Annotated in this window: 22 protein-coding genes; 8 read left to right on the top strand and 14 right to left on the bottom strand. The window is 69.1% G+C overall.

Annotation, left to right across the window (positions count from 1 at the left end):
* Positions 1–57: 57 nt before the first annotated feature.
* Positions 58–1,395, bottom strand: a complete 1,338-nt coding sequence (locus QN350_RS08015) for a glycosyltransferase family 2 protein (RefSeq protein WP_323516075.1) — start codon at positions 1,393–1,395, stop codon at positions 58–60.
* Between the two features lie 277 nt (positions 1,396–1,672).
* On the opposite strand from QN350_RS08015, the gene QN350_RS08010 reads away from it, so the two are divergent.
* The 5 genes from QN350_RS08010 to QN350_RS07990 all read left to right on the top strand — a co-directional run bounded on the left by QN350_RS08010 (position 1,673) and on the right by QN350_RS07990 (position 9,319).
* Positions 1,673–3,034, top strand: coding sequence for a nucleotide sugar dehydrogenase (locus tag QN350_RS08010; RefSeq protein WP_322138404.1), 1,362 nt, complete (start codon positions 1,673–1,675; stop codon positions 3,032–3,034).
* An 83-nt stretch (positions 3,035–3,117) separates the two neighbouring features.
* Positions 3,118–4,176 carry an NAD-dependent epimerase/dehydratase family protein gene (locus tag QN350_RS08005; protein WP_281533480.1) on the top strand — a complete coding sequence of 353 codons (1,059 nt, stop codon included), beginning with the start codon at positions 3,118–3,120 and terminating at the stop codon, positions 4,174–4,176.
* Positions 4,176–5,960: a glutamine--fructose-6-phosphate transaminase (isomerizing) gene (gene glmS, locus QN350_RS08000; RefSeq protein ID WP_323516074.1), complete on the top strand. Its 1,785-nt coding sequence runs from the start codon at positions 4,176–4,178 to the stop codon at positions 5,958–5,960. Before QN350_RS08005 ends, glmS begins: the two co-directional genes overlap by 1 nt.
* 95 nt (positions 5,961–6,055) lie before the next feature.
* On the top strand, positions 6,056–8,347 hold the full coding sequence (locus QN350_RS07995; RefSeq protein WP_322138406.1) for a cell wall-binding repeat-containing protein: 2,292 nt from the start codon (positions 6,056–6,058) through the stop codon (positions 8,345–8,347).
* Between the two features lie 129 nt (positions 8,348–8,476).
* The gene (locus QN350_RS07990) at positions 8,477–9,319 is read left to right on the top strand and encodes a hypothetical protein (protein ID WP_323516073.1); all 843 of its coding nucleotides are present in this window, start codon (positions 8,477–8,479) and stop codon (positions 9,317–9,319) included.
* Positions 9,320–9,374: 55 nt separating this feature from the next.
* Here the strand turns inward: QN350_RS07990 and QN350_RS07985 are convergent, their stop codons facing one another.
* The 12 genes from QN350_RS07985 to hemE form a co-directional block, all read right to left on the bottom strand.
* Complete coding sequence (locus QN350_RS07985) at positions 9,375–9,719, bottom strand: hypothetical protein (RefSeq protein WP_281533484.1); 345 nt, start codon at positions 9,717–9,719, stop codon at positions 9,375–9,377.
* A gap of 78 nt (positions 9,720–9,797) precedes the next feature.
* Positions 9,798–11,129, bottom strand: a complete 1,332-nt coding sequence (gene hemL / locus QN350_RS07980; protein ID WP_323516072.1) for a glutamate-1-semialdehyde 2,1-aminomutase — start codon at positions 11,127–11,129, stop codon at positions 9,798–9,800.
* Entirely contained in the window at positions 11,129–12,115 is a 987-nt protein-coding gene (gene hemB / locus QN350_RS07975; protein ID WP_281533485.1) for a porphobilinogen synthase, read from the bottom strand. Before hemB ends, hemL begins: the two co-directional genes overlap by 1 nt.
* A gap of 209 nt (positions 12,116–12,324) precedes the next feature.
* Entirely contained in the window at positions 12,325–13,116 is a 792-nt protein-coding gene (locus QN350_RS07970) for a uroporphyrinogen-III synthase (protein ID WP_281533486.1), read from the bottom strand.
* Positions 13,117–13,119: 3 nt separating this feature from the next.
* Positions 13,120–14,073, bottom strand: a complete 954-nt coding sequence (hemC, locus tag QN350_RS07965; RefSeq protein WP_322138410.1) for a hydroxymethylbilane synthase — start codon at positions 14,071–14,073, stop codon at positions 13,120–13,122.
* A complete protein-coding gene (locus tag QN350_RS07960; RefSeq protein ID WP_281533487.1) occupies positions 14,070–15,188 on the bottom strand; it encodes a ferrochelatase in 1,119 nt (372 codons plus the stop codon). The genes hemC and QN350_RS07960 overlap by 4 nt, the downstream gene beginning before the upstream one ends.
* Positions 15,188–15,952 carry a hydrogen peroxide-dependent heme synthase gene (gene hemQ, locus QN350_RS07955; RefSeq protein WP_323503042.1) on the bottom strand — a complete coding sequence of 255 codons (765 nt, stop codon included), beginning with the start codon at positions 15,950–15,952 and terminating at the stop codon, positions 15,188–15,190. Before hemQ ends, QN350_RS07960 begins: the two co-directional genes overlap by 1 nt.
* Before the next feature lie 79 nt (positions 15,953–16,031).
* Positions 16,032–16,325 carry a hypothetical protein gene (locus QN350_RS07950; RefSeq protein WP_322138412.1) on the bottom strand — a complete coding sequence of 98 codons (294 nt, stop codon included), beginning with the start codon at positions 16,323–16,325 and terminating at the stop codon, positions 16,032–16,034.
* Positions 16,315–16,773 (bottom strand): phage holin family protein, encoded by a 459-nt coding sequence (locus tag QN350_RS07945; protein ID WP_323516071.1) that lies wholly within the window; start codon positions 16,771–16,773, stop codon positions 16,315–16,317. The genes QN350_RS07950 and QN350_RS07945 overlap by 11 nt, the downstream gene beginning before the upstream one ends.
* A complete protein-coding gene (locus QN350_RS07940; RefSeq protein ID WP_323516070.1) occupies positions 16,770–17,183 on the bottom strand; it encodes a YtxH domain-containing protein in 414 nt (137 codons plus the stop codon). The genes QN350_RS07945 and QN350_RS07940 overlap by 4 nt, the downstream gene beginning before the upstream one ends.
* Positions 17,184–17,278: 95 nt before the next feature.
* Positions 17,279–18,862 carry a protoporphyrinogen/coproporphyrinogen oxidase gene (locus tag QN350_RS07935; protein ID WP_323516069.1) on the bottom strand — a complete coding sequence of 528 codons (1,584 nt, stop codon included), beginning with the start codon at positions 18,860–18,862 and terminating at the stop codon, positions 17,279–17,281.
* A gap of 11 nt (positions 18,863–18,873) precedes the next feature.
* Positions 18,874–20,064, bottom strand: coding sequence for a uroporphyrinogen decarboxylase (hemE, locus tag QN350_RS07930; protein ID WP_323516067.1), 1,191 nt, complete (start codon positions 20,062–20,064; stop codon positions 18,874–18,876).
* 83 nt (positions 20,065–20,147) lie between these two features.
* Between hemE and QN350_RS07925 the strand changes: the two genes are divergently transcribed.
* The gene (locus QN350_RS07925) at positions 20,148–21,500 is read left to right on the top strand and encodes a glutamyl-tRNA reductase (RefSeq protein ID WP_322138417.1); all 1,353 of its coding nucleotides are present in this window, start codon (positions 20,148–20,150) and stop codon (positions 21,498–21,500) included.
* A 103-nt stretch (positions 21,501–21,603) separates the two neighbouring features.
* Here QN350_RS07925 and QN350_RS07920 read toward each other — a convergent pair whose 3' ends face one another.
* On the bottom strand, positions 21,604–22,989 hold the full coding sequence (locus tag QN350_RS07920) for a glycine--tRNA ligase (RefSeq protein ID WP_323516065.1): 1,386 nt from the start codon (positions 22,987–22,989) through the stop codon (positions 21,604–21,606).
* Between the two features lie 209 nt (positions 22,990–23,198).
* Between QN350_RS07920 and QN350_RS07915 the strand changes: the two genes are divergently transcribed.
* Both QN350_RS07915 and QN350_RS07910 read left to right on the top strand, forming a co-directional pair.
* Entirely contained in the window at positions 23,199–25,508 is a 2,310-nt protein-coding gene (locus tag QN350_RS07915) for a carbon starvation CstA family protein (protein ID WP_322138419.1), read from the top strand.
* Positions 25,505–25,795, top strand: coding sequence for a YbdD/YjiX family protein (locus QN350_RS07910; protein ID WP_322138420.1), 291 nt, complete (start codon positions 25,505–25,507; stop codon positions 25,793–25,795). The genes QN350_RS07915 and QN350_RS07910 overlap by 4 nt, the downstream gene beginning before the upstream one ends.
* The last annotated feature ends 69 nt before the right edge of the window (positions 25,796–25,864 follow it).

The raw sequence follows: 25,864 nt of genomic DNA, 5'->3' as shown, positions 1-25,864 counted from the left end.
CACTGAACCGGTCGGGCCCCCGCGCCCCCGCGGCCGGGGGCCTGACCGGGGTTCGCGCTACCCGGGCAGGGCGTCGCCGACCGCGATCCCGGAGTTCGTTGCCGTGTTGCTCCGTCGTTCCGGGCTCTTCCAGGTTCCGCTCGACCGGCCGAAAAAGGCCTGCGGGATGGTCCGGAGACAGATGAAGGCGTCGACGATGCGCACGAGCGGGAAACCGATCCCGAGCACCAGGTACTGCGCTCTCCCGGTCACGATCACGACCAGGATCGTGAGCAGGTAGTCCGGCACCAGCACCCCGATCACGATGGACGTCGGGGGGACCGCCTGGGCGACCGCGATCCACACGGGATCGGCCGAGACCTCCCCCCAGGCCGAAGCACCAAGTGAGAACAGGAGAAGTGGAAGGAAGATCAGCATCATGATGCTGCTCGTCACGAGTTCGAAGACGTAGAGGGCGAGCGCTCCCCAGAAGGTCCCGAACCGGAAACCGTGCCTGCGGACCGTCTGCCAGAAGCCGAGCGTCCACCTGCGCAGTTGTTTCGTGTAGTCCCGGAAGGTGTCGGGGTCCTGGGTGTACGCGATCGCAGCGAGGGGGTGGAACGCGATGCGGCCGAGACGCTTGGCATGCACCTCGAATGTCATGTTGAAGTCCTCGATCGCGAGGCCTGGGGCCGAGATGTCGATGTCGGCAAGGATCCGGCTGCGATACATGCTCGCGAAGCCGGGGACGATCGACACCACGTTCGCGAAGCGGGCTGCCTGGCCGTACTTGAGGAGGTACTGCACGACGACATAGAACCGCTCACGGTACGCCACGAGGAAACGGCCGAGCCGGGTCGGTGACGGCGGGTCCGTGACCGTCGCTGCCCGGCCGGCGACGGCGACGACCCCCGGATCGTCGAAGTACGGGAGGCCCGTCTCCATGTAGTCATCCGCGAGCTGGGTGTCGGCATCCAGAAGCATCACGATCTCGAAGCGGTCGGCAAGCCGGAAGTGCGCGATCGCGGCGACGAGCGCACCCGCCTTGCCGCGGTTGGGCAGGAGCTCGACGACGTTCGCGCCGCTCTCCTCCGCGATCGCCGCCGTCGTGTCCTTCGACGCGTCCGAGGCGATGAAGATGTTGCCGACGGGCACGAGCCTGGCCGCGGAGCGGATCGTGTTCCGGATCACGAGTTCCTCGTTGTGGGCCGCGATCAGCACGGCGACGTCGTTCGGGGTGACACGGCCTGCCGGTGCCGTGCCCGCCCGGCCCGCCGTCGGCTGCGCGAGCCGGTGGCGTGCGCTCCGAGGCCGCTTCCGGAACGCCTGCGCGACGACCCGGCCCAGACCGACAGTGCCCCACAGGGCGGTGTTCACCCCCACCACGAGGATCAGCACCACGATCAGACTCAGCATGTGACTCTCCGTCGGCCGCCGGCGGCGGGGTCGCACCGGTGGTCCGACCGTACACGCGGCGCCGGGAGCCCGCGACAGCAGACAACTGCGGTTAACCACATCCGACTGCGGGATGCCCACACGATCCCGCAGAGTCCCCTCCACGGGTTGCCCGGACCGGGACATCTGCAGAGACTGGCCGCGGGAACACCACAGGCCGCGCACCGTCGAGTCCCGAAACTCCTCCCTTGCCAGCGGCGCATCCGCCTCACCGACTTACCCAAACAAAGGACCTGGAATGTCAATCGAAATCGTCGACGACTCTTCCCTTCCGCTCACGCACCAGGGCCGTCAGCGCACGGCCGCGGACTCCCTGCTCATCCCGGTCATCCCCCGCACGCAGTTCGACTTCGACGTCGCCATCGTCGGCCTCGGCTACGTCGGACTGCCCACGGCACTGTCCCTGCACGCCGCCGGTCTCCGGGTGCTCGGCGTCGACGTGAGTGAACGCCGGCTCGCCGTGATCCGCAGCGGTGAGGCCGACCTCCTCGAGTCCGACCGCGATCGCCTCGAGACGGCGATGACGGGCGACGACTTCCAGATCACCGGCGACACCTACCTGCTCGGTGACGCGGCGGCGGTCATCATCTGCGTCCCCACCCCGATCGACGAGCACCTCACCCCGGACCTCGAGATCCTCGCGAGCGCGTGCACGATGGTCGTCGACGCCGCCGTTCCCGGTCAGCTCCTGATGCTCACATCCACGACGTACCCCGGCTGCACCAGGGACCTCCTCGTCACCCCGCTGCTCGTGCGCGGCCTGACCGCCGGCAAGGACATCTTCGTGTCCTTCAGCCCGGAACGCATCGACCCCGGCAACGACCGCTACGCCCACGAGGACGTGCCGCGGGTCGTCGGCGGGGCGACACCAGCCTGCCAGACCGCGGGAGCCGCCCTCCTCGGCCGCTACGCCCGCAACATCCACGGCGTCAGCTCCCTCGAGGTCGCCGAGATGAGCAAGCTCCTCGAGAACACCTTCCGGGCGGTGAACATCGCCCTGGCGAACGAGTTCGCCGAGGCGTGCCTCGCCCTCGGGCTCTCGGTCATCGAGGTCATCAACGCCGCGGCGACCAAGCCGTACGGGTTCATGCCCTTCTTCCCCGGTGCCGGCGTCGGCGGGCACTGCATCCCGTGCGACCCGCACTACCTGCTCTGGCAGCTCCGCAAGGCCCACGTCGACGCACCCGTCATCGAACACGCGATGAGCGAGATCGCCGGCCGTCCGCGCCGGGTCCTCGAGCGGGTGCGCGAGACCCTCGCCGACCAGGGCAAGCCGCTCCGCGGCTCACGCGTGCTCGTGGTCGGGGTGTCCTACAAGCCCAACGTCGCCGACCTGCGCGAGTCGCCCGCCCTGGAGATCCTCAGCATGCTGGCCGACCAGGGCGCGGACGTCGGGTTCCACGACCCGTTCTTCGGGTCCGTGCGGCTCAGGGACGGCCGCGAGCTCACCGCGACGATCGACCCTGACGCGTTCGGCGCCGACCTCGTGGTCCTGCACACCGACCACGACAACGTCGACTGGGAATGGCTCTCCCCCGAGGTCCTTGTGCTCGACACGACCTACCGTCGCACCGACCTGCCGCGCCGCGTGCAGCTCTGACCCCTCCCTTCCCGGGCGGATGCCGGGGCCGCTCGGCCCCCGGCATCCGTTGCCCTGCCCACCCCTTCGATCGGAGAACCACCGTGAAATCATTGATCACCGGCGGCGCCGGCTTCATCGGCAGCCACCTCACCGAATACCTGTTGCAGCAGGGCGACGACGTCATCGTGCTCGACGACCTGTCGACGGGCTCGCTCCGCAACCTCGCCGGGGTCAGCGACAACCCCCGGTTGCGATTCGTCGAGGGCAACATCCTCGACAAGGCGCTCGTCACCGGCCTCATCACGGGGCGCGACCGGGTCTTCCACCTCGCCGCGGCCGTCGGCGTCAAGCTCATCGTCGAAGAACCGCTGACGAGCCTGCGCACCAACATCCACGGCACCGAGAACGTGCTCGACGCCTGCGTCGCCGCGGGCGCGACCCTGCTGCTCGCGTCGACGAGCGAGATTTACGGGAAGAACACCGCTGACAGCCTCGACGAGGACTCCGACCGCATCCTCGGCTCCGCCCTCAAGTCCCGCTGGACGTACGCGGCCGCGAAGGGGATCGACGAGGCATTCGCCCACGCCTACTGGCGTGAGCTGGGCCTCTCGGTCGCCATCGTGCGCCTGTTCAACACCGTCGGGCCCCGCCAGACCGGGCGCTACGGAATGGTCTTCCCGAACCTCGTCGGCCAGGCGCAGCGCGGGGAACCGCTCACGGTCTTCGGCGACGGCAGGCAGACCCGGTGCTTCTCCTACGTCGGCGACATCGTGCCCGCCCTGGTCCGCCTCGCCGAGACTCCGGCCGCGTACGGCCTGGCCGTCAACATGGGCGGCGCCCAGGAGATCTCGATCCTCGGCCTCGCCGAGCGGGTGATCGACGTGCTCGGCTCGACGAGCACCATCAGCCTGATTCCCTACGAGCAGGCGTACGCCCCCGGCTACGAGGACATGCGCCGTCGGGTCCCCAACAACGGGCTCGCGCGCAAGCTCGTCGACTTCGAACCCAGGACCCCCCTCGACGACGTGATCCGCAATGTGGCCGGCGCCGCAGTGGCCGGCGGAAACGGCAACGAGGCGATGGCCCTCGCGGGTTCGCCGCTGCATCCGCACGACCCCGGCCTCGTCGCCGCCGGCAGCCAGACGCCCGGTGTGCTCTGATGTGCGGGATCATCGCCTGTCGCGCCTTCGAACCCGCTCCCGGCTATCTCGTCGCGGGACTCAAGCGCCTCGAGTACCGGGGCTACGACTCTGCGGGCATCGCCGTGTCCGCGGCAGACGGCACGACGGCCGTGTTCCGCACGATCTCCCGCGTCGACTCCCTGACCGGGCTCGTCGAGGATTGGGACGGCCCCTTGCTTGCCGGCACCGGCATCGGACATACCCGCTGGGCCACCCACGGCGGGGTGAGCGTGCAGAACGCGCACCCTCACCAGGACTGCGAGGGCCGCCTGAGCGTCGTGCACAACGGCATCCTCGACAACGCGGACCGGCTGCGGGCCGAGCTCGTGCACGCCGGCCACCGCTTCTCCTCTGAGGTCGACAGTGAGGTCATCTGCCACCTCGTCGAGGACCGCCTGCTCGACTCAGACGACCTGCTCGGGGCGGTGAGCGACGCGGTCGCCCAGCTGACCGGGTCGTGGGCCCTCGTCGTCCTCGACGCGCGGACAGGGCGCATGGTCGCCGCCGCGCACCGCTCACCGCTGCTCGCCGCCCGTTCCGCCGCCGGGATCTTCCTCGCGAGCGATATCTCGGCGATCGGCGACTGGGTCGACGAATTCCACATCCTCACAGACGGCGACGTCGTCGAGGTCACCAACGACCTGGTCTGGACCAACTCCGGGATCCCGGCCGTGGTTCCCGCGCCCATCCCGAGGCCACCGCGGCCGCACTTCTCGCTGACCGTCGAGGCCGACGACCACATGGCGGCCGAGATCCGGGAGCAACCGGAGGCCGCGGCCCGACTGCTCGAGGAGGTCGGCGGCCGGATCGCGACCGGCGAACTCTGGAACGACCTCGGCCTGCCCCGGTTCGACCGGATGCGGGTGGTCGCGTGCGGGACCTCCCTCAACGCCGGTGAGGTCATCGGTTCGGCCCTCAGCCGGCTCGGCGGGCTCGGTCATTCCTCCGTCGTCGCGAGCGAAGCGGCCGGCTCGGTCGTCGAGCCGGGAACGCTCACGGTGATGATCAGCCAGTCTGGCGAGACCGCGGACGTGCTCCGTGCCCTCGAGGAAGGACCGGAGGGCTCTCCGGTGCTGGCCCTCGTCAACAATGTGCACTCGACGCTCGGCCGCAAGGTCGACGCCGTGCTCAGCTGCGCGGCCGGACCGGAAATCGGTGTCGCGGCCACGAAGACCTTCGTCTGCCAGGTCATCGTCGGCACGGGGCTTGTGATCTCCTCGCTCGTCGCAAGCGGCAGGATGGACGTCGCCCGCGCCCACCGCCTCGTCAACGACCTGTACCTCATTCCGGAGCAACTCGCGGAGGCCGCAGCGGCCGCGCGGGCACTGCTCCCTCCCCTCGTCGAGGAGGTGCGCGGCGCGAAGGGCTTCCTGTTCCTCGGGCGGGGCGCCGGCGTCGCATACGCGGCTGAGGGCGCCCTCAAGCTCAAGGAGATCACGTACCGCTGGGCGGAGGCCTATCCGGCCGGCGAGCTCAAGCACGGACCGCTCGCCCTCGTCGAAGAGGGCACCCCGGTCATCGTGATCGACGACGACGATCACCGGCTCGCGGGAAACATCGCCGAGGTGCGCGCCCGGGGCGGACGCATCATCACGATCGGCCGGCCGGGCAGCAGCGTGGAGGTTCCGCTGTCCCTCGCCGCGCCGTGCGGACCGCTCGCGGCCGTCGTGCCCCTGCAGATGCTCGCACTCGGCCTCGCCGTCGAGCTCGGCTTCGACGCCGACAAGCCCCGCAACCTGGCCAAGTCGGTCACCGTGGACTGACCGGGCGGCAGAGGCCGCCGCCGAACGATCAACACACGACAGAGCACCACACGACAATGCACCACACGAGCACACCAGATGGGGAGCGTGGCACCATGGCATCACTCACACGGAATACGGGAGCACTGCTCCGTTGGGGGGCGATTCTCGCCGCCGGCGCGGTCTTCGTTGGCGTGGGCAGCACGGCGGCCCGTGCGGCGGTCACCGACCCGGCGACCATCGTCAGCTTCACCTTCGACGACGGCGTCGCCGACCAGATGAATGCCTTGCCCATCCTGGACGGGGCGGGAATGAAAGGTACCTTCTACATCCCGACCGGATGGATCGACGCTACCGGGTACCTGACCAAAGCCCAGCTCGGGACCCTGAAAGCGACCGGTCACGAGATCGGCGGACACACTGTCAGCCACGCCGATCTCACCACTCTTCCGGCGGACGAAGTGACGAAACAGATTTGCCAGGGCCGGAACACTCTCGCCGATTGGGGTTTCCCGACAACGGACTTCGCCTACCCATTCGCGACCGTGAACCCTGCAGTGGCAGCCGCGGTACAAGCGTGCGGCTTCAATAGTGCCCGAAACCTGGGAGATACCTTCACCCGATTCGGCGGTACCCCCGGACTCTTTGCGGAAACAGTGCCCCCAGCAAACGCATTCGAGACCCGTGCACCCGACGAGGTCGACTCGACCTGGACGCTGGCGGATCTCCAGAAAACCGTGACCGATGCAGAAACGGCCGGCGGATGGCTCCAGCTCACTTTCCATCATGTTTGTGCGACCGCATGCGATGCTTCGAACCTGTCAATCACACCGGCGCTACTCCAACAGTTCGTCAGCTGGCTTGCCTTGCGGTCGCCGACCGCCGCAACTCCGACGAACAACACGACCGTGAAGACCGTGCAGCAGGTCATCGGTGGCGCGGTGAAACCACTTGTGCCGTCAACTAACACATTCCGTGCGGCACCCGGACCGGGCGTTAATGGCGTCCTCAACCCGAGCCTGGAAACGCCAAGCGCAGTCGCCGGGCAGATGCCACAGTGCTGGCAACCCGGTGGTTATGGTCTTACCACACCGACCTTCACCACCGTCACGACTGCCCACACCGGAACTGCTGCGGAGCAGCTCACGGTGACGGGACTCGTTGCCGGCAGCGACGCAAAAGTGGTGGTCATGCAGGACCTTGGCACGTGCGCACCCTCCGCGACACCAGGCCACACCTACTCGCTGAGAGCCTGGTACACCTCAACGGTGAGTACCCAATTCGACGTGTACTACCGCAATGCGCTCGGCGGTTGGATTTACTGGTCATCGAGCCCGTTGTTCGCCAGCTCAGCCGCGTACACCCAGGCATCCTGGACAACTCCGGCCGTGCCGGCCGGCTCGACCGGGATCAGTTTCGGACTGAATCTCATCACGAATGGAACACTCGTGACCGATGACTACGCCCTCTACGACAGTGTCGGCGCCCCGCCGACTTCGGTGTCGACCCGGCTCGCCGGCGCCGACCGGCTGGCAACTGCCGTGCAAATCTCCCAGGCATACGCGCCGGGTGTTGCACGCGTGTACCTGGCCAATGGCTACAATTTCCCCGACGCCCTGAGTGCGGCTCCCGCTGCTGCTCACTTCCAGTCGCCGGTCCTCCTCACTCCGCCGGATCGATTGGTCCCCGGCGTGGCGGCAGAGATCACCAGGCTCGCACCGACGCTGATCGTCGCTGTCGGTGGCACAAATGTCGTCTCAGACGCTGTGCTCGCACAAGCGCAGGCCGCACGGCCGACAGCCACGGTGATACGGATCGCCGGACCTGACCGCTATGCGACGTCGCGGGCGATCGCACTTGATGCTTTCGGATCAGGAGCGACCTCGGCCTATCTCGCATCCGGGGCCAACTTCCCGGATGCGCTCGCCGCCGGTCCGGCAGCTGCGCACTTCGGTGGGCCCACGATCCTGGTCCCCGGTGCGAGCGCGACCCTGGACACGGCGACCGCGAACCTTCTGGCCACCTTGAAGGTCACGACGGTTCGCATCGCGGGCGACGCCAACTCCGTCACCGCAGGAATCGAGAACTCCGTCAAGGTCGTACCCGGAGTCACAACCGTCAAGCGCAATTCCGGTGCCGACCGATATGCGACGGCGGTCGCGATCAACTTCGACGCCTTCGCAACGAGTTCGACGGCATACCTCGCGGTCGGGACGAGCTTCCCGGACGCGATGGCCGGCGCAGCCCTGGCCGGCTTGAAGAATGCGCCGCTGTACCTGAGTCCGACGACCTGCCTCGGAGCGGGGGTGTCCACCGAGATGCAACGACTCGGCGCGACCTCGCTCGTGCTGTTCGGCGGGACCGCAGTACTCAGCGACAACGTCTACAATCTGGTCGGCTGCGTCTGACACCAGCCGCCGCTGTCCGCAGTCGTGGTCGGCGCCACCGTTTCCCGGAGGCGCCGGCCACGACTGCGACCGCACCAGCACCAGCACCAGCACCAGCACCAGCAAAAGTACGAGTACGAGGGAGGGTGAATGTCGACACCTGATGAGACCGGGAGCTGGACTCCCCGTCGTCGCGCGATCCTGATCAGCGTGCTGGCGATCGGCGTGACCGTGCTCGCGGTTTCGGCCATCGTCTTCTCGACCGCTCCGCGACCGAGCCCGACCGCGACGGCCGGCCCGACGCCCACCGGCACACCGAGCCCCACGGCTCCGGTCGCGGGCGGGTACCCCTGGCACACCGGGATCGTCTCGACGACGTTCTGGGTCGGCGAGATCTTCGACCCGAACGCCGCGGACGGCAGCCAGGTCTTTTCGACGTATGACTCGGGGTGGATGGCGAGCTATGGCGGCTGCGACGGTGTCCGGACCGCCGACGACTGCCAGACCGAGGTGCGGACGGCGGCCAATGACTACTTTCCGACCCAGCTGAAACCGAAGGAGAACCCGTTCTACCTCGACCTCCCGTTCGACGACCTCAACGACGCCCAGGCGTTCGCGACCCGCGAGCAGGTCGTGCCGTGGGCGGGCCAGTCCGCGTACGCGGGCTCGGCGGGCGATGACACCGTCAGCCTCATGAAGAACCGGTGGGTGCGCATCCGCTCGAACGGACAGACCTGTTACGGCCAGATCGAGGATGCCGGGCCCGGCCAGTACCACGACGCCGCCTATGTGTTCGGTGCGGACGACGCCCGGCCGGCCAATAAGAAGTTCAACGGCGCGGGCATGGACGTCTCCCCGGCCCTGAACGGCTGCCTGCGCTTCAGCGACATCAACGGCGAGAACGACACTGTCGACTGGCAGTTCGTCGAGGCGGCGGATGTTCCGCAAGGGCCCTGGACGAAGATCGTCACGACGAGCGGCGTGCGCCCGTAGCCCGGAACCCCGGTACCGCGAAGGAACCGCGGGCGTAGACAGCAGACCGCCGGAGCTACAACTTGAGCGACGCGATCAGGTCTGGGGCGTGGTTGGTCGTGAGGATCACGCGCGAGAAGTCCTCGTCGACGAGGTCGATGACGACGGCCTGGCGGCGGCGCTTGATCGCGAGAAAGTCCTTGCCCCCGTGGAACTTCCACGTGCCGACCGCGACCACGAGGGGAACCTCGAGACCGGGGGCGCGGATCCCCCGGATCCAGATCCACGGGTCGTCCGTGATCGTCACCGAGCGGATGTTCTCCCGCGCGACGACGATGTCCTCGCGACGGAAGGCCAGGGTCTTTTCCGCCTTCGTCAGGTGTACCTCGAGCCGATCGGGATGAACGCGCAAGGAAGCCATAGGCCTAGTCTGCCCCGTTCGGCCGGTAATCCGGCTGTCGAAACCTCACAATGCAGTAACGCGGAACTGTGCGCGTCGTCAGGCAGGGGCCACGGCCGCCGCGGCCGCCTTCGCCGCCGCGGGCAGGGCGTCGAGAATCCACTCGATCGCCTGCTCATCATGGGCCGCCGAGACGAACCAGGCCTCGAACACCGACGGCGGCAGCGACACCCCGCCATCGAGCATCGCGTGGAAGAACGGACCGTACCGGAAGGCCTCCTGGCGCTGCACGGCGGCGTAGTCCCGCGGGGGGTGCGCGGCGGCATCCGCCCCGAAGACGAAGCTGAACAGGTTGCCGGCACGCTGCACGCTGTGCGCGACACCCTCTGCGGAAAACGCGGCGGAGACGGCGTTGGAGAGCAGGAGCGCGGTCGCATCGAGACGAGGATAGACCGTGTCGTCGAGGGCAAGCAGGGTGGCGATGCCCGCCGCGACGGCGACCGGGTTCCCGGACAGGGTGCCGGCCTGGTAGACCGGGCCAACGGGGGCGAGGTAGTCCATGACATCGGCGCGACCGCCGAGGGCAGCGACGGGCAGGCCGCCCCCGATGACCTTGCCGAACGTGAAGAGGTCGGGACGGTACGGCTCAGCGTTGGTCTCTCCCACGTTGTCGAGGCCCCAGTAGCCGGCCGGTCCGACCCGGAACCCGGTGAGCACTTCGTCGATGATGAGCAGCGCGCCGTAGGAGTGCGCGAGCTCGGTGAGGGCTGCGTTGAAGCCGGGGTCCGGCGCGACGACGCCCATGTTTGCGGCCGCTGCCTCGGTGATGACGGCGGCGATCTTCCCCGGGTGCGCCTCGAACGCGGCGCGCACGGCTCCGAGGTCGTTGTACGGGAGCACGAGGGTCTGCGCCGCGGTCGCAGCGGTCACGCCGGCGGAACCGGGCAGAGCGAGGGTCGCGAGCCCGGAGCCGGCCTGGGCGAGGAGACCGTCGGAGTGTCCGTGGTAGTGGCCGGCGAACTTGATCAGGAGGTCACGTCCGGTGAAGCCGCGGGCGAGGCGAATGGCGGTCATGGTCGCCTCCGTGCCCGTCGAGACGAGGCGCAGTTTCTCGACGGCCGAGACGCGGCCCTCGATCAGCTCGGCGAGTTCGGTCTCGCCCGGAGTGGACGCGCCGAAGGACAGGCCGAGTGCCGCAGCGGCCTGGACGGCGCGGACGACCTCCGGGTGGGCGTGGCCGAGGATCGCGGGCCCCCAGGAGCTGACGAGGTCGACGTAGTCGCGGCCGTCGGAGTCGGTGACATGGGCGCCGGAGGCCTTCACCAGGAACAGGGGGGTACCGCCGACCGAGCGGAAGGCCCGGACCGGAGAATTCACACCGCCGGGAATGGCGCGCTGGGCGCGGGCGAACAGGTCGTCGTTACGGGTCATCACTTGTGGTTTCCTTCGGTGAGCCAGGCGGCGAGTTCGACGGCCCAGTAGGTGAGCACGGCGTCTGCGCCCGCCCGGCGGATGCTGAGCACCGATTCCTCGATCGAACGGCGGCGGTCGATCCAGCCCTGGGCCGCGGCCGCCTCGATCATCGCGTACTCGCCGGAGACCTGGTACGCCCAGACCGGGACAGCGCTCACGGCGGCGACGTCTGCGAGCACGTCGAGGTAGCTGCCGGCCGGCTTCACCATGACGACGTCCGCGCCCTGTTCGATGTCGAGGAGGGCTTCGCGCACGCCCTCCCTACGGTTGGCCGGGTCGAGCTGGTAGCTGCGCCGGTCTCCCGTGAGCGTCGACTGCACGGCCTCGCGGAACGGGCCGTAGAACGCGGAGGCGTACTTCGCGGAGTATGCGAGCACGGCGGTGTCCTGGAAACCGGAGCCGTCGAGGGCTGCGCGCACGGAGGCGACCTGGCCGTCCATCATCCCGCTGAGTCCGAGCAGCCGGGAACCGGAGGCGGCCTGGATGAGTGCCATCTCGTTGTACCGCTCGAGGGTCGCGTCGTTGTCGACGCTGCCGTCGAGTGCGAGCACGCCGCAGTGACCGTGGTCGGTGAATTCGTCGAGGCACAGGTCGGTCTGCACGACGAGCGCGTCTCCGACCTCGTCGGCGATGGCCCGCGTCGCGAGATTGAGGATCCCCATCGGGTCCGTTGCGCCGGAGCCGATGGCGTCGCGCACATCCGGCACTCCGAAGAGCATCACGCCGCCGACGCCTGCTGCGGCAGCCTCGGCTGCCGCCCTGCGGGCACTGTCGATCGAGTGCTGCACCACGCCGGGCATGGAGGTGATCTTCACCGACTCCCGGCCTTCGCGGACGAACATCGGCAACACGAGTTCGGCGGGGTGCAGACGGGTTTCACTGGCGAGCCGGCGGAGGGCAGGCGTGGAACGCATCCGCCGCGGCCGAATAACAGGACTAATCACCCATCTACCCTACCCACGCCATCTCCACGTTCCCCGCAGTCACGCGAGAGCACACTTTTGGCCCTTAAGACCGCGGTTTAAGGGCCAAAATTACGCTCTCGCGGGAGGCTGTGGGCGCGAACGGGCTGGGCTCGGCGGGTGCGGCGGGTGCGGCGGGTGCGGCGGGGCTCGGCGGAGCCGCCCGAGGCGTGGCGGAGGGCGAACCGCGGCTAGCGGAGTTCGGCGACGTGGGAGAGGGCCTCGATGAGCGCCTCGGCGCTCGGGGCCTCGGCGACGAGGTCGACACGAAGGCCGAGGGCCGCCGCGTCCTTGGCGGTGCGCGGACCGATGCACGCGACGAGGGTCGTCTCGGGAACCGGCCCGAACTGCGCCTGGACCTGTTCTGCGACACTCCCCGAGGTGACCAGGAGCGCCTGCACCTTGCCCGCCGCGACATCCGCGACCACCCGCGGGTCGACGGGCACCCCGATCGTTCGGTAGGCGACGACGGATTCGACCTCGTGGCCGATCCGGCGCAGGCCCTCGGTGAGGAGGGGCTTGGCGATCTCGGAACGCAGGGTCAGGATGCGCAGGGGCACGACACCCTGGGTGGCGGCTTCCCACTCGGCGAGCAGGCCACGGGCGGAGTTGTCCTCGGCGGGGACGAGGTCGACGCGGTAGCCCGCGGCGACGAGGGCCGCGGCGGTGGTCTCGCCGACGGCGGCGATCCGGGTGCCGGGAGCGACGATGGCGCGGTGCGAGGAGAGCACGTCGACGGTCGTCGCGCTCGTGATGGTCATCCAGTCGAAGTCACCGTCCGCGAGGCGGGTGAGCGCGGCTTCGAGGGCAGGGGCGTTGTCTGTCGCGGCGAAGTTGATCATCGGGGCCACGATCGGCTGCGCGCCGCGCGAGCGGAGGTCCGCGGCGACATGGTCGCCCCAGGGGCCGCCGCGCGGCACGAGGACGCGCCAGCCGGCAAGCGGCTTGGTGGGGTTGGAGAGGGTCTTGTAGCGCCAGGTCATTTCTTAAGAAGTCACCTTCATGGGGGCAAAATCGGCAGCCCCGCCTTGGATCAGATCACGGGCCACACGCTCGGAGACGTCCTGGGCGGCCTCGGCCAGGTGGGTGACGGAATGTGAATCGGGCGTCGCGGCGTGCGAACTCACGATACTTCGGGCACCATCAGGACTGTACACCGTGGCCGTCAGGAACAACAGGCCGTCGTCGATCGCCGCCATCGCACCGATCGGGGCGGCGCAGCCTGCCTCGAGCCGCGCGAGCACGAGACGCTCCGCCGTCGTGGTGGCCTGGCTCGTGGCGTGGTTGATCGCGGCGAGCGCGAGACCGAGTGGGCGATCGAGCCTGCCCTCGCGCACCTCGATCGCGAGAGAACCCTGACCGGGCGCGGTCGGCCAGTCGGAGAGCTCGAGGTACTCGCCCTCGACCGCACTCAGGAGACCGAGCCTGCTGAGGCCGGCGGCAGCGAGCACGACGGCGTCGAGGTCGCCAGCGGTGACCCTGCCGAGCCGGGTGTCCACGTTGCCACGGATGTCGACGACGTTCAGGTCTGGCCGCGCCTTCAGGAGCTGGGCGACCCGGCGCGGAGATCCTGTGCCGACCCGTGCGCCATCGGGGAGGGTCTCCAGCGTCAGCCCGTCGCGGGCGCAGAGCACGTCACGGGCGTCCGCCCGGCGCGGCGTGGCGCCGACGACAAGGCCGGGATAGTGCGCGGTCGGCAGGTCCTTGAAGGAGTGCACGATCGCGTCGCAGTCGCCGTTCAGCAGGGCCTCGCGCAGTGCGCTCGCGAACACGCCCGTCCCGCCGAGGCCGGACAGGGGTTCCTTTGAGGTGTCGCCGTGGGTCGTGATCACGACGAGCTCGACCTCGGTGCCCGCTGCCGCCGCGATCCGGTTGGCGACGGCCTGGGTCTGGGCGAGGGCGAGGGCGCTCCCGCGGGTACCGATCCTGATGGTGCTCACGGCGCGATCCCGGCGAGCGCGGGCTTGAAGCCGAGACGCACGTTCTCGCAGCACCCGGGCCGGCACACGTCGTACCAGGGTCCGAGCGGGGTCACCGCGGGCCGTTCGGCGGCCGGGGTGTCGTCGAGGCGTTCGACCACGAGGTCGATCAACCCACTCACGTATGCCGGGTCGACGCCGGGCGTCGGAACCCGCACCGAGAAGATCCCCTGTTCGTGCGCGGTTTCCGTTGCCTCGTTGTCGAGGTCCCACATGACCTCCATGTGGTCGCTCACGAAGCCGAGCGGCACGATGACGACGGCACGGATGCCCCTGGCCGGGAGCAGCCGGATCGCGTCGTTGATGTCGGGCTCGAGCCACGGCATGCTCGGCGGGCCGCTCCGGGACTGGAAGACGAGCTGCCACGGGGTCTCCCCCGCTGCGGCATCCGCTGCGCCGACACCCGTCATGACGGCGTGCGCGACGGCGAGGTGCTGGGCCTGGTACGCGCCACCCGCACCGAAGCCGCGTTCGGCCGGTCCGCTCTTGTCCGCGTCCGTGGACGGGATCGAGTGGGTCGAGAACAGGATCTCCACCTCGGTGGCGAGGTCGATGCCGGGGAACTGCGCCGCGACATCCGCGAGGCCCGTGCTGACGCCGGTGATGAAGGGGGTGACGAAGCCGGGGTGGTCGAAGAACTGCCGCACCTTGTCGATGTGCACGACGCCGGTCAGGCCTGTGGTTTCGAGCGCGGCGGCGAGGTCTTCCCGGTACTGACGGCAGCCGGAGTACGAGCTGTACGCACTCGTGACGATCGCGAGCAGGCGATCCTGGCCGTTGGCGTGCGCCTCGGCGACGACGTCGCGGAGGTAGGGGTCCCAGTTGCGGTTGCCCCAGAGCACGGGGATATCGATGCCGCGGCGGCCGAGTTCGGCTTCGAGTGCGGCGCGCAGCACGCGGTTCTGGGCGTTGATCGGGCTGATGCCGCCGAAGTGGCGGTAGTGCGTCGCTACTTCCTCAAGGCGTTCTTCCGGGATGCCGCGGCCGCCCGTGACGTTGCGGAGGAAGGGGATCACGTCGGCCTGGCCCTCCGGCCCCCCGAAGCCGGCCAGGAGGATGGCGTCGTACGCGCTCATTACTGGAGCACCTCGACGAGTTCCGCGGTGGAGATGCGGCGGCCGGTGTAGAACGGGACCTCTTCGCGCACGTGGCGGCGGGCCTCGGTGTTGCGGAGCTCACGCATCAGGTCGACGAGTTCGGTGAGCTCGTCGCTCTCGATCGGGAGGAGCCATTCGTAGTCGCCGAGGGCGAAAGCGGAGACGGTGTTCGCGATCGCGCCGCGGAAGGCGGCGCCCTTGCGGCCGTGGTCAGCGAGCATGGCGCTGCGCTCGGCCTCGGGGAGGAGGTACCACTCATAGCTGCGCACGAAGGGGTACACGGTCAGCCAGGCCTTGGGTTCGATGCCGCGCAGGAAGCCGGGGACGTGGCTCTTGTTGAATTCGGCGTCGCGGTGCACGCCCATCGCGTTCCAGGTCGGCAGCAGGCTCTTGAGGAGCCGGCTGCGGCGCAGTTCCCGGTTCGCCCACTGCAGTGTCTCCGCCTCGGCCGCGTGGGTCCAGATCATCAGGTCCGCGTCGGCACGGAGCCCCGAGACGTCGTAGAAGCCGCGGACGGTGACGCCCTCGGCCTCGACGAGTTCGACGATGTCATCGAGCTCGAGCACGGCGTGCGGAACGTCACGGCCGTCGAGGTCGTCCGGATTCGTCGGGTCCTTGCGGAGCACTGCGAAAAGGGTGAAGCCCTGGGGCGACGCCGCACTCGTTGCGTCACCGGTGAGGGTGTCGGCGTCGGGGGCGGGATGGGGAGAGGTTACTGCCTCTCCGGCAGCCGGCTGAGTCATGAGTACAGTCTCTACTTTTTTACGGTGAGAGCCAAAAGACTCGGCCGGCGCCCAGCGGGGCACGCTCGTCCGGTCGGTCTCAGTCGTCGAGGACGGCCTTGAGCGCGAACCAGACCACGGCACCCACCGCGAGTGCGCTGCCGAGGGCGACCCCGAGCAGTGCCGTGGGGTTCTCCTCGCCGAGCTTGTGAAGGCGCCGCCGGGCGAGGCGCTCCCGGTCGCGCAACCGCTTCGGGACGTTGAGCTTGTACTCGATCGCGTCGAGGGTCAGCGCGAGCTGGGCACGCGCGGCGGACGCCTCGGTGCGCAACTCGTGCGTGGACTTCGACGGAGTCGCAGCCGCACCGGTCGTTTTGTCCTGTTCAGTGCTCATAGTCTCCGACTCCCTTGATCGCGTCCGCGTCCCGGCGGATGCTTGCAGCGAGGCCGTCCGGGTCGGCGCGCGTTCCGGCCTTCACCCGGTTGACCCCGATCAGCACGAGGATCCCGGCGATGAGGAGCAGGGCGACCGCGACGATGAGCGTCGCAAGCCAGAGCGGCAACACGAGCGCGAGGGCGATCACGGCGAGCGCGACGAAGACGATGACGGCGAGGAATGCGAACACCCCGGCCACGACGAAGAGGCCGATGCCGACGCCGATGTTCTTCGCCTTGCCCGCCATCTCGGACTTGAAGGCCTCGATCTCCGCGTGGATGAGCGCGGCGATCTGCCCGGGAAGCTCGGAGACGAGGGTGATCAGCGTCTTGCGCGGCCGCGGGCCGAACCCGCCTGCGCGAGCGCTGTCGGTCGGAGTTCCGGTCGCGGCCGGCGATCCGGTCACAGTGAGGATGCTTCCGATGTGGGCGCGCCCGGGTCGGGGGTGCCCTGGGCGGGAGTCGCCGCCGAGGTGGCCGGCGCTGCTGAGGCGGCCGGCGGCGTTGTGGCTGCCGGGCGCTTCGTGGGCCACGACGTTCCATACCGGGGGCCTGAACCCGCGGCATCCGTGGCCTTCGCCGTCTTGTCCGCGAGGGCGCCGACGAGCTTCTTACCGGCGTTGATGAGAGTGGCCGGCACGTCGCCGACGCGCTCGAGTGCGAAGTCGCGGGCCTCGGTCACGCGGCGCTGCACGGGGTCGGCGTTCCACAGGCTTTCCGCCGAGGCCACGATCTGGTCATAACGCTTACGTCCGGCACGGGCGCCCAGGACGTAACCGACGAGTCCACCGGTGATAAAAAGAAGCTTTCCCCGCATGTGCCACTCCATTCTTCGTCGTTCACGTACGTCTCAGAGTATCCCGCCTGCGGAAACGGTGAAGGGCAAACTGCCGGACTAGTGGGGAGAACGGTTCAGAGGACCAGTGCGTCGCGGCGCGTTCGGCCGGCGGTCGCGAGGGCATCGGGGATGACGGAGGCGAGCCCGGTTCCGGAGAGCCAGGCCCCGGTGACCTCGAGTCCTTCGAGGGCCGCGACGGCCCGGCGTACCTGGTCGACGCGGTCGCGGGCGCCGACGGTCGCCGGCGCGAGCGCGTCGCCCCACCGGGTGCGGTCGAAGCCGAGCACCTGCCCCGCGGCGAGCGTGATGCCGAGGATGGCCGAGGCATCCGCGAGGGCGAGGGCGAGGAATTCGTCGTCGGTGAGGCCGGCGCTCGGGCTCTTCTGCCCCGCGCGTCCGTAGGACAACCGGAGCACGTGCACGCCAGGGCCCGCTTCCGCGGCGACCCATTCCCATTTCGCGGTGACGTGGGTCAGAGCCTTGGCGGTCACACCCGGCGCGTCCGCGGCGACGAGCACTCCGGTGCCGCGCGGATGCGCGTCGAGCTCGGGGGCGGCCAGCACGAGGGTGGCGAGTTCGATCGGGGTCGGCTTCGGCCAGTGCAGGGCGCCGAGCGCCTTCTGCTGCGGTCCGAGGGGTGCAATGAGGGCGAGGGTCTGGACACCGGGCGTCGCGAGGATGACGAACCGCGCCGAGAGGGTTTCCGGCAGGTCGCCGGATTCGAGGCCTCCGGGCGTGGCGGCGGTTTCGGCCGTTGCGGGCGTTTCAGCGGTTTCGAACGTTTGAGGTGCTCCGGGGGCGCCGGATTCTTCTGCGGCTTCTGGCTGGGGCGCGATGGTGACCTGCCAGGGTTCGGCCGGGGTGGGGCGGATGCGTGTGACGGCGGCCTCCGTGTACACCTCGACCTCGAAGCGGTCGAGGTCGGCACGGAGAGCGGTCACGAGACCGGCCATGCCGCCGCGCAGGCCGGAGACGGCGGAGCCGGCTGGAGCGGCGCTGCGGAGCGAGAGCACGGCGCCGGACAGCGATCCGGTCACGGTGAGGGCGGCGTTGAGCCCGGGAGCAACGACGTCGACCTCGAGGTCGTCTGCGGACGAGGTGTAGACGCCGGCGGTGACCGGTTCGACGAGGCGTTCCAGGACGCGGCGGCCCATCCGCTTGCGCACGAGTTCCCCGAGGCTGTGCTCCCTGCCGATCGTGAGCACGGGCATGAGCCGGTCGAGCCAGGCACGCAGGGCCCCCGACCAGCCGATCACGCGGCGCACGTCCTCGGCGAGCGGGGAGCCCGGGATGCCGAGCACGCCGGCCCGGGGCATCGGTGCGCTCACTGCGGCGCCGCCCGGACGCTCGGACGGCAGGTAGAGCCAGGCGCCGGCGGGGTTCGGTTGCACGACGCGGTCCGCGAGACCGAGGCCTTCGATGAATTCGGCGACGGCGTTGCGGCGAACGGCGAAGCTCTCCGCCCCGCTGTCAAGGGTGAGCCCGGCGACCTCGTGGCTCGCGAGCGCCCCGCCGAGGACGCTGCCCGCCTCGAGCACCGTGACGCTCAGCCCGACGCGCGCGCACTCGCGAGCGGCAACGAGGCCGGCCACCCCGCCGCCGATGACGACGACGTCACGCACGTCGCCCATCCGTTCGCCCCGCATTGCTTCGCTCATCGTTCGCCGGCTCAGGACGCAGGCAGCGTGGTCGCCGGCTCGCTCGGTACGCCAGCGGATGCCCCCGGCCCCGTCTCCGCCGGAGCTCCGGCCGTGACCTCGTGCACGAAGGCGACGAGGCGGGTGAGCACCGTCGGGTCGGTCAACGGCGGGACGCCGTGGCCGAGGTTGAGCACGTGGGCCGGAGCGTTGCGCCCGCGCTCGAGCACGTCGAGGACGTGAGCCTCGAGAACGGGCCACGGCGCGGCGAGGAGCGCCGGGTCAAGGTTGCCCTGCAGGGGGACGTTGCCACCGAGGCGGCGGTTGGCCTCGTCGAGCGGTACCCGGTAGTCGACCCCGACGACGTCCGCGCCGACGGCGTGCATCTCCTGGAGCAGTTCGCCGGTGCCGACGCCGAAGTGCACGACGGGGACGTGGCGGACCGGCGCGTCCGCGACCGGCGTCGTCTCCGCATAGGTGAGGTCGCGCACGTGGGCGATTGCCGCAGCGGATGCCGGGGCGACGAACCTGCTGTAGTCGGCGAGGGAGAGCGCACCGGCCCAGGAATCGAAGAGCTGGGCGGCGCTCGCGCCGGCGAGCACCTGGGCGCGCAGGAAACGGCCGGTCACCTCGGCCGTCCAGTCCATCAGTGAGGCCCAGGCGACCGGATCGGCGTGCATCAGGGTGCGCGCGTGGATGTGGTCCTTGGACGGGCCGCCCTCGACGAGGTAGGCCGCAAGGGTGAACGGCGCCCCGGCGAACCCGATCAGCGGGGTGCCGCCGAGTTGGGCGACCGTGCGGGAAACGGCCTTCCGGATCGGGTCGAGGGTGGTCTCGAGCACGGCGGGGTCGAGGGCGACGAGTTCCGCGACATCGCGGGCGGTGCGCACGGCCTTGCCGAGCACCGGTCCCATGCCCGCAACGATCTCGACGTCGACGCCGACGAGCTTGAGCGGGATCACGATGTCGCTGAAGAGTATCCCCGCGTCCACCTGGTGCCGGAGCACAGGCTGGAGGGTGATCTCACTGGCCATCTCGGGGTCGAGGCACGCATCGAGCATCCGGGTCCCGACCCGCAGCGACCGGTACTCGGGAAGCGAGCGCCCGGCCTGGCGCATGAACCACACCGGGGTGATGTCCGGGCGGGTGCCCTGATATGCGCGGATGAGGCGGGAATCGGCGGTGAGACCGGAGGCGAGGGGATGGTGCGCGTCAAGGTTCATTTGTCTCAATTCTGTCAAACTTTCAGGACTCCGATGCTTCCCGGAGATGATGCATGCCCAGATGGACAAAGTAGACTCACCGAGTGCTGATCTGCCTGTCCGCGAACCACAAGAACTCGAGTTTCGACGTGCTCGAGAAGCTGTCTGTCGGTGCGCCCGGAACGGCGGGCGGAATCATCGAACGCCACCCCGACCTGTCTGGCGCGGTGATCGTGGCCACCTGCAACCGGTTCGAGGCCTACCTCGACCTTGACGCGCCGGACGGCGCCTCCCCCCTCGACGCGGTGCAGGCCGCGATCGCCGGCGTCAGCGCGGGCACCGGTGTGACCGCGGAGGTCCTCCGCGAGACCCTCGACTTCGTGCACGGCAATGGCGTCGCCGAACACCTGTTCGCCGTGACGAGCGGACTCGAATCCGTCGTCGTCGGCGAGGGCGAGATCGCCGGCCAGGTGCGGCGGTCCCTCGAGCAGGCCCGCGAGCGCGGCACGACCACTCCCGAACTCGAGCGACTGTTCCAGCGCGCCTCGCAGACCTCCCGCGGCATCAAGAACCGCACCGGAATCGGCGCGGCCGGGCGGTCACTCGTCCGCCTCGCCCTGCAGCTCGCCGAGACCCGCATCGTCGACTGGGCGACCACCCGCGTGCTGCTCGTCGGCACCGGCCGTTACGCCGGCGCCGCCCTCGCCGCGCTCCGCGACCTCGGCGTCACGGACGTGCGGGTCTACTCGCCCACCGGGCGCGCCGCCAAGTTCGCCGGCTCGCACGGCATCACCCCGGTCGCCGAGTCGGCATTCGCCGCCGAGGCCGATCGTGCCGACCTGGTCCTGACCTGCACGACCGTCGAACACCACGTGGTCACGGCCGCACTGCTTCGAGCGGGCGCGGCAGCAATGACGGATGTCGACGCCGGAGGAGAGTCGGCAGCTCCGGCCGCCCGACGGCTCATCATCGACCTCGGCCTGCCGCGCAACGTCGCCCCCGACGTCATCGAGGTCCCTGGCGTCGAGCTGCTCGACCTCGAGACCATCCGCATCCACGCCCCGCTCGAAGAGCTCAATGCGACGAGTGAGGCCCGCCTGCTCGTCGACCGCGCCGCGCGCAAGTTCTCGGCGGTCGCGGAAGAGCAGAGCCTCACCCCGGCGGTCGTCGCGTTGCGCGGCCACGTCTTCGACCTGCTCGATTCGGAGATCGAACGAGTACGCGCGCACGGCGACGACACCGAACAGACCGAGCGGGCGCTGCGGCACCTCGCGAGCGTTCTGCTGCACACGCCCATGGTGCGCTCTCGGGAACTCGCCAGGGCCGGCGAGCAGGCCGCGTTCACCGGCGGGCTGGACGCCCTCTTCGGAATCCAGGTCGAGCCCGGCGCCGGTTCTGCGGTCGTGTCCGCTGCTCCCCGGGATCCGTTCCCCGGATCGGCGCACCGGGCATCCTGAGCCCTCGGGCCCGACAGCTCGGCGTCTTTTCCGCGAATGCGGGAGGCGCGCCGCTGCGCGGGTGGCGGACCACACGCGCAGCGGCGCAGAACCCGCTCCCGGGTCAGGCTCCGCGGAGGCGCTCGGCGAGGTAGGCGTCGAGCTTGTCCAGGGGCACACGCTCCTGCTTCATCGTGTCGCGGTCGCGCACGGTGACAGCCTGGTCCTCGAGAGAGTCGAAGTCGACCGTGATGCAATACGGGGTGCCGATCTCGTCCTGGCGACGGTAGCGCCGCCCGATCGCACCGGCGTCGTCGAAGTCGACGTTCCACGACTCGCGCAAACGGGCGGCGAGGGAGCGCGCCATCGGCGAGAGCGCCTCGTTGCGGGAGAGCGGCAGCACGGCCGCCTTGATCGGCGCGAGACGCGGGTCGAGCTTGAGCACGGTGCGCTTGTCGACGCCGCCCTTCGCGTTCGGCACTTCCTCCTCGTGGTAGGCGTCGACGAGGAACGCCATCAACGACCGGGTCAGCCCGGCAGCGGGCTCGATCACGTAGGGCACCCAACGCTCGTTCTTCGTCTGGTCGAAGTAGGAGAGATCCTTGCCGGATGCCGCCGCGTGCGTCTTGAGGTCGAAGTCCGTGCGGTTCGCCACGCCTTCGAGCTCGCCGAACTCGCTCCCGCTGAATCCGAAGCGGTACTCGATGTCGACGGTGCGCTTGGAGTAGTGCGAGAGCTTCTCCGCGGGGTGCTCGAAGAAGCGCAGGTTCTCCGGTTCGATGCCGAGGCCGGTGTACCAGCTCATCCGCTGGTCGAGCCAGTACTCGTGCCAGGTCTCGTCTGTGCCGGGCTCGACGAAGAATTCCATCTCCATCTGCTCGAACTCGCGGGTGCGGAAGATGAAGTTGCCCGGTGTGATCTCGTTGCGGAAGCTCTTGCCGATCTGGCCGATGCCGAACGGAGGCTTCATCCGGGCGGCCTGGAGCACATTGGCGAAGTTCACGAAGATGCCCTGCGCGGTCTCCGGACGCAGGTAGTGCATGCCCGCCTCGTCGTCGACGGGGCCGAGGTAGGTCTTGAGCAGGCCGGAGAAGGCGCGAGGCTCGGTCCAGATGTGCCGGTTGCCGCAGTTCGGGCAGGGGATGCCGTCGAGGCCGCCCTCGGCGGGGCGCCCCTTCTTCTCCTCGAACTCCTCCTCGAGGTGGTCGGCGCGGAAACGCTTGTGGCAGCTCGTGCACTCGACGAGCGGGTCGCTGAAGACCTCGACGTGACCGGATGCCTCCCACACCTTCCTCGGCAGGATCACCGAGGAGTCGAGGCCGACCACGTCGTCACGGCTCGTGACCATGAAGCGCCACCACTGCTTCTTGATGTTCTCCTTGAGCTCCACGCCGAGCGGCCCGTAGTCCCACGCGGACCGGGATCCGCCGTAGATTTCACCCGCCTGGAAGACGAAGCCGCGGTGGCGGGCGAGGGCGATGACGGAATCGAGGCGGGAGGGTGCGGCCACGGTGGCTCCAATGGTCGAGGGTGGATGTGGGGCGGCGCTGCCGGAAAATCCCGGTCAGGCGTACCCATTTTAGGCTCTTGCCCCGCTGCGCCCTTCAGGCTGTTAGCCTTGCTAAGGAATCATCACGAATTCAGCTGACACACAGCCTGGATCCAGCACGAATGTGAAGCGAAACTCAGCACCATCTGCACCACCTCAAAGGAGAGATCATGGGCACCAGGCCCCGCACACCGCACGACGCTTTCACGGGGGCTGGTCCGCTCGATCGCGATCCGTCCCTGCTGCCGGTCGCACTCGACCAGACAGAGCACGACGCCGAGGAACGGCGTTGGACACCGGCCAAGATCGCACTCTGGGCCGGCATCTCCCTCCTCGGCGGACTCAGCTGGGTCATGCTCGCGGTCGTCCGCGGCGAGACCGTCAACGCCATCTGGTTCGTCTTCGCCGCGGTGTGCACCTACCTGATCGGCTACCGCTTCTACTCCAACTACATCCAGAAGCACCTGCTGAAGCCCGACGACCGCCGGGCGACCCCCGCGGAGTACAAGGCCGACGGCAAGGACTTCGCGGCCACCGACCGCCGGGTGCTCTTCGGCCACCACTTCGCCGCGATCGCCGGGGCGGGCCCGCTCGTCGGCCCCGTGCTCGCCGCACAGATGGGTTACCTGCCCGGCACGATCTGGATCATCGTCGGCGTCGTTCTCGCAGGCGCGGTGCAGGACTACATCGTGCTGTTCTACTCGATGCGCCGCGGCGGCCGCTCCCTCGGCCAGATGGCTCGCGACGAACTCGGCAAGATCGGCGGCACCGCCGCCCTGATCGCCACGATGGCGATCATGGTCATCATCGTCGCCATCCTCGCCCTCGTCGTGGTCAACGCCCTCGCGGCGAGCCCGTGGGGCGTCTTCTCGGTGGGAATGACCATCCCGATCGCGCTCTTCATGGGCTGCTACCTGCGCTTCTTCCGGCCGGGCAAGGTCAGTGAGGTCTCGATCATCGGGTTCGTGCTGCTCCTGGCCGCGATCATCGGCGGCGGCGCCATCTCGAACACAGCCTGGGGAGCGGCGTTCTTCCACGTCGACCCGGTGCCGCTCGCGATCGGCATCATCATCTACGGCTTCGTCGCCGCGATCCTCCCGGTCTGGCTGCTGCTCGCCCCGCGCGACTACCTCTCGACCTTCATGAAGATCGGCACGATCGGGATGCTCGCCATCGCCGTCATCATCGTGCGCCCGGAAATCACGGTGCCGGCATTCAGCGAGTACACAAACGGCGGCGGGCCCGTCGTGAGTGGTGCGCTCTTCCCGTTCCTCTTTGTGACGATCGCCTGTGGCGCCCTCTCCGGCTTCCACGCCCTGATCGCCTCCGGTACGACCCCGAAGCTCATCGAGAAGGAACGCCAGACCCGGTTCATCGGCTACGGCGGAATGCTCATGGAGAGCTTCGTCGCGATCATGGCCCTCGTCGCCGCCGTCTCGATCGACCGCGGTATCTACTTCGCGATGAACTCCTCGGGTGCCATGACCGGAGGAACCGTCGAAGGCGCGGTCGCTTTCGTCAACAGCCTCGGGCTGACCGGGGTCAACCTCACGCCCGAGATGCTGACGGAGACCGCCAAGAATGTCGGCGAGACGTCGATCGTGTCGCGTTCCGGCGGTGCACCGACGCTCTCGGTCGGGCTCGCGCAGATCATGCAGCAGGTCGCCGGTGGAACCGGGATGATGGCCTTCTGGTACCACTTCGCGATCATGTTCGAAGCGCTGTTCATCCTCACCGCCGTCGACGCCGGCACCCGCGTGGCCCGGTTCATGCTTCAGGACAGCATCGGCAACTTCTTCCCGAAGTTCAAGAACACGTCCTGGCGCGCCGGGGCCTGGCTCACAACGGGCATCATGGTGCTCCTCTGGGGCGCCGTGCTGATCATGGGTGTCACGGACCCGCTCGGCGGGATCAACACCCTGTTCCCGCTGTTCGGCATCGCGAACCAGCTGCTCGCCGCGATCGCACTCGCGGTCTGCATGGCCATCGTCGCCAAGCAGGGCAAGTTCAAGTACATCTGGATCGTCGCCCTGCCGCTCGCGTTCGCCGCCGTCATCACGATCTACGCCTCGATGCTGAAGATCTTCTCAACCGTCCCGGCCGTCGGATACTTTGCCCAGAACAAGGCATTCTCCGATGCCCTTGCCGCGGGCAAGACGAAGTTCGGAACGGCGCCGAGTGTCGCGGCAATGGAGGCCGTCGTGCGCAACACGATGGTGCAGGGGATCCTGTCTATCCTGTTCGTCGTCCTCGCGATCATTGTGATCGCCGCCTCGATCGTGGCCACCTGGAAGTCCTGGAAGAGCCGCTCCTGGGGCACCAACGAGGACCCGGCGCTCCCGTCGCAGATGTTCGCGCCCTCCGGCTTCCTGCCGACCCCGGCCGAAAAGGAACTGCAGGGTCGCTGGGAGGCGCAGGCCGCCCTCGACAAGAGCGCCAAAACGGCGAAATCCGCTGGCGCAGGCACTCCGGGCCGGTGACAGAGGTGACGGCGCCGGTGACCCGCCGAGGGCAGCGGATACCCACGGCGCGCCGCGTTCCGGTCGCTGCTGCCCTCTCGGGCATCCGTCGGGCTGCGCGGAGCGTGGCCTGGTACGTCAAAGGGGTGATGGGAGAGGATGCCTGGGACAAGTACGTGGCGCACCATGAGGCCGCGCATCGGGACGGCGATCCGGCCAGCCCCAGCGAGCGGATGATGACCGAACGCGAGTTCTGGCGGGACCAGACCGACCGCCAGGACACCAACCCGCAGGGCCGGTGCTGCTGACCCGCTGCTGAGGCTCGCGAAAGCGGGTGAGTCGTCGTCATGACTGGGGCAAACCGACGGCTCACCCGC

The sequence above is a fragment of the Cryobacterium sp. 10I5 genome, assembly GCF_035019865.1.
GTDB classification, from domain to species: Bacteria; Actinomycetota; Actinomycetes; order Actinomycetales; family Microbacteriaceae; genus Cryobacterium; species Cryobacterium breve_A.
This window is presented reverse-complemented; position numbering and strand designations above follow the sequence as displayed.

Coding starts and splice junctions, on each gene's coding strand:
- QN350_RS08015 (WP_323516075.1), bottom strand. CDS start 1,395: ATGCTGAGTCTGATCGTGGTGCTGATCCTCGTGGTGGGGGTGAACACC.
- QN350_RS08010 (WP_322138404.1), top strand. CDS start 1,673: ATGTCAATCGAAATCGTCGACGACTCTTCCCTTCCGCTCACGCACCAG.
- glmS (WP_323516074.1), top strand. CDS start 4,176: ATGTGCGGGATCATCGCCTGTCGCGCCTTCGAACCCGCTCCCGGCTAT.
- QN350_RS07995 (WP_322138406.1), top strand. CDS start 6,056: ATGGCATCACTCACACGGAATACGGGAGCACTGCTCCGTTGGGGGGCG.
- QN350_RS07990 (WP_323516073.1), top strand. CDS start 8,477: ATGTCGACACCTGATGAGACCGGGAGCTGGACTCCCCGTCGTCGCGCG.
- QN350_RS07985 (WP_281533484.1), bottom strand. CDS start 9,719: ATGGCTTCCTTGCGCGTTCATCCCGATCGGCTCGAGGTACACCTGACG.
- hemL (WP_323516072.1), bottom strand. CDS start 11,129: ATGACCCGTAACGACGACCTGTTCGCCCGCGCCCAGCGCGCCATTCCC.
- QN350_RS07970 (WP_281533486.1), bottom strand. CDS start 13,116: ATGACCTGGCGCTACAAGACCCTCTCCAACCCCACCAAGCCGCTTGCC.
- QN350_RS07960 (WP_281533487.1), bottom strand. CDS start 15,188: ATGAGCGCGTACGACGCCATCCTCCTGGCCGGCTTCGGGGGGCCGGAG.
- hemQ (WP_323503042.1), bottom strand. CDS start 15,952: ATGACTCAGCCGGCTGCCGGAGAGGCAGTAACCTCTCCCCATCCCGCC.
- QN350_RS07950 (WP_322138412.1), bottom strand. CDS start 16,325: ATGAGCACTGAACAGGACAAAACGACCGGTGCGGCTGCGACTCCGTCG.
- QN350_RS07940 (WP_323516070.1), bottom strand. CDS start 17,183: ATGCGGGGAAAGCTTCTTTTTATCACCGGTGGACTCGTCGGTTACGTC.
- QN350_RS07935 (WP_323516069.1), bottom strand. CDS start 18,862: ATGAGCGAAGCAATGCGGGGCGAACGGATGGGCGACGTGCGTGACGTC.
- hemE (WP_323516067.1), bottom strand. CDS start 20,064: ATGAACCTTGACGCGCACCATCCCCTCGCCTCCGGTCTCACCGCCGAT.
- QN350_RS07915 (WP_322138419.1), top strand. CDS start 23,199: ATGGGCACCAGGCCCCGCACACCGCACGACGCTTTCACGGGGGCTGGT.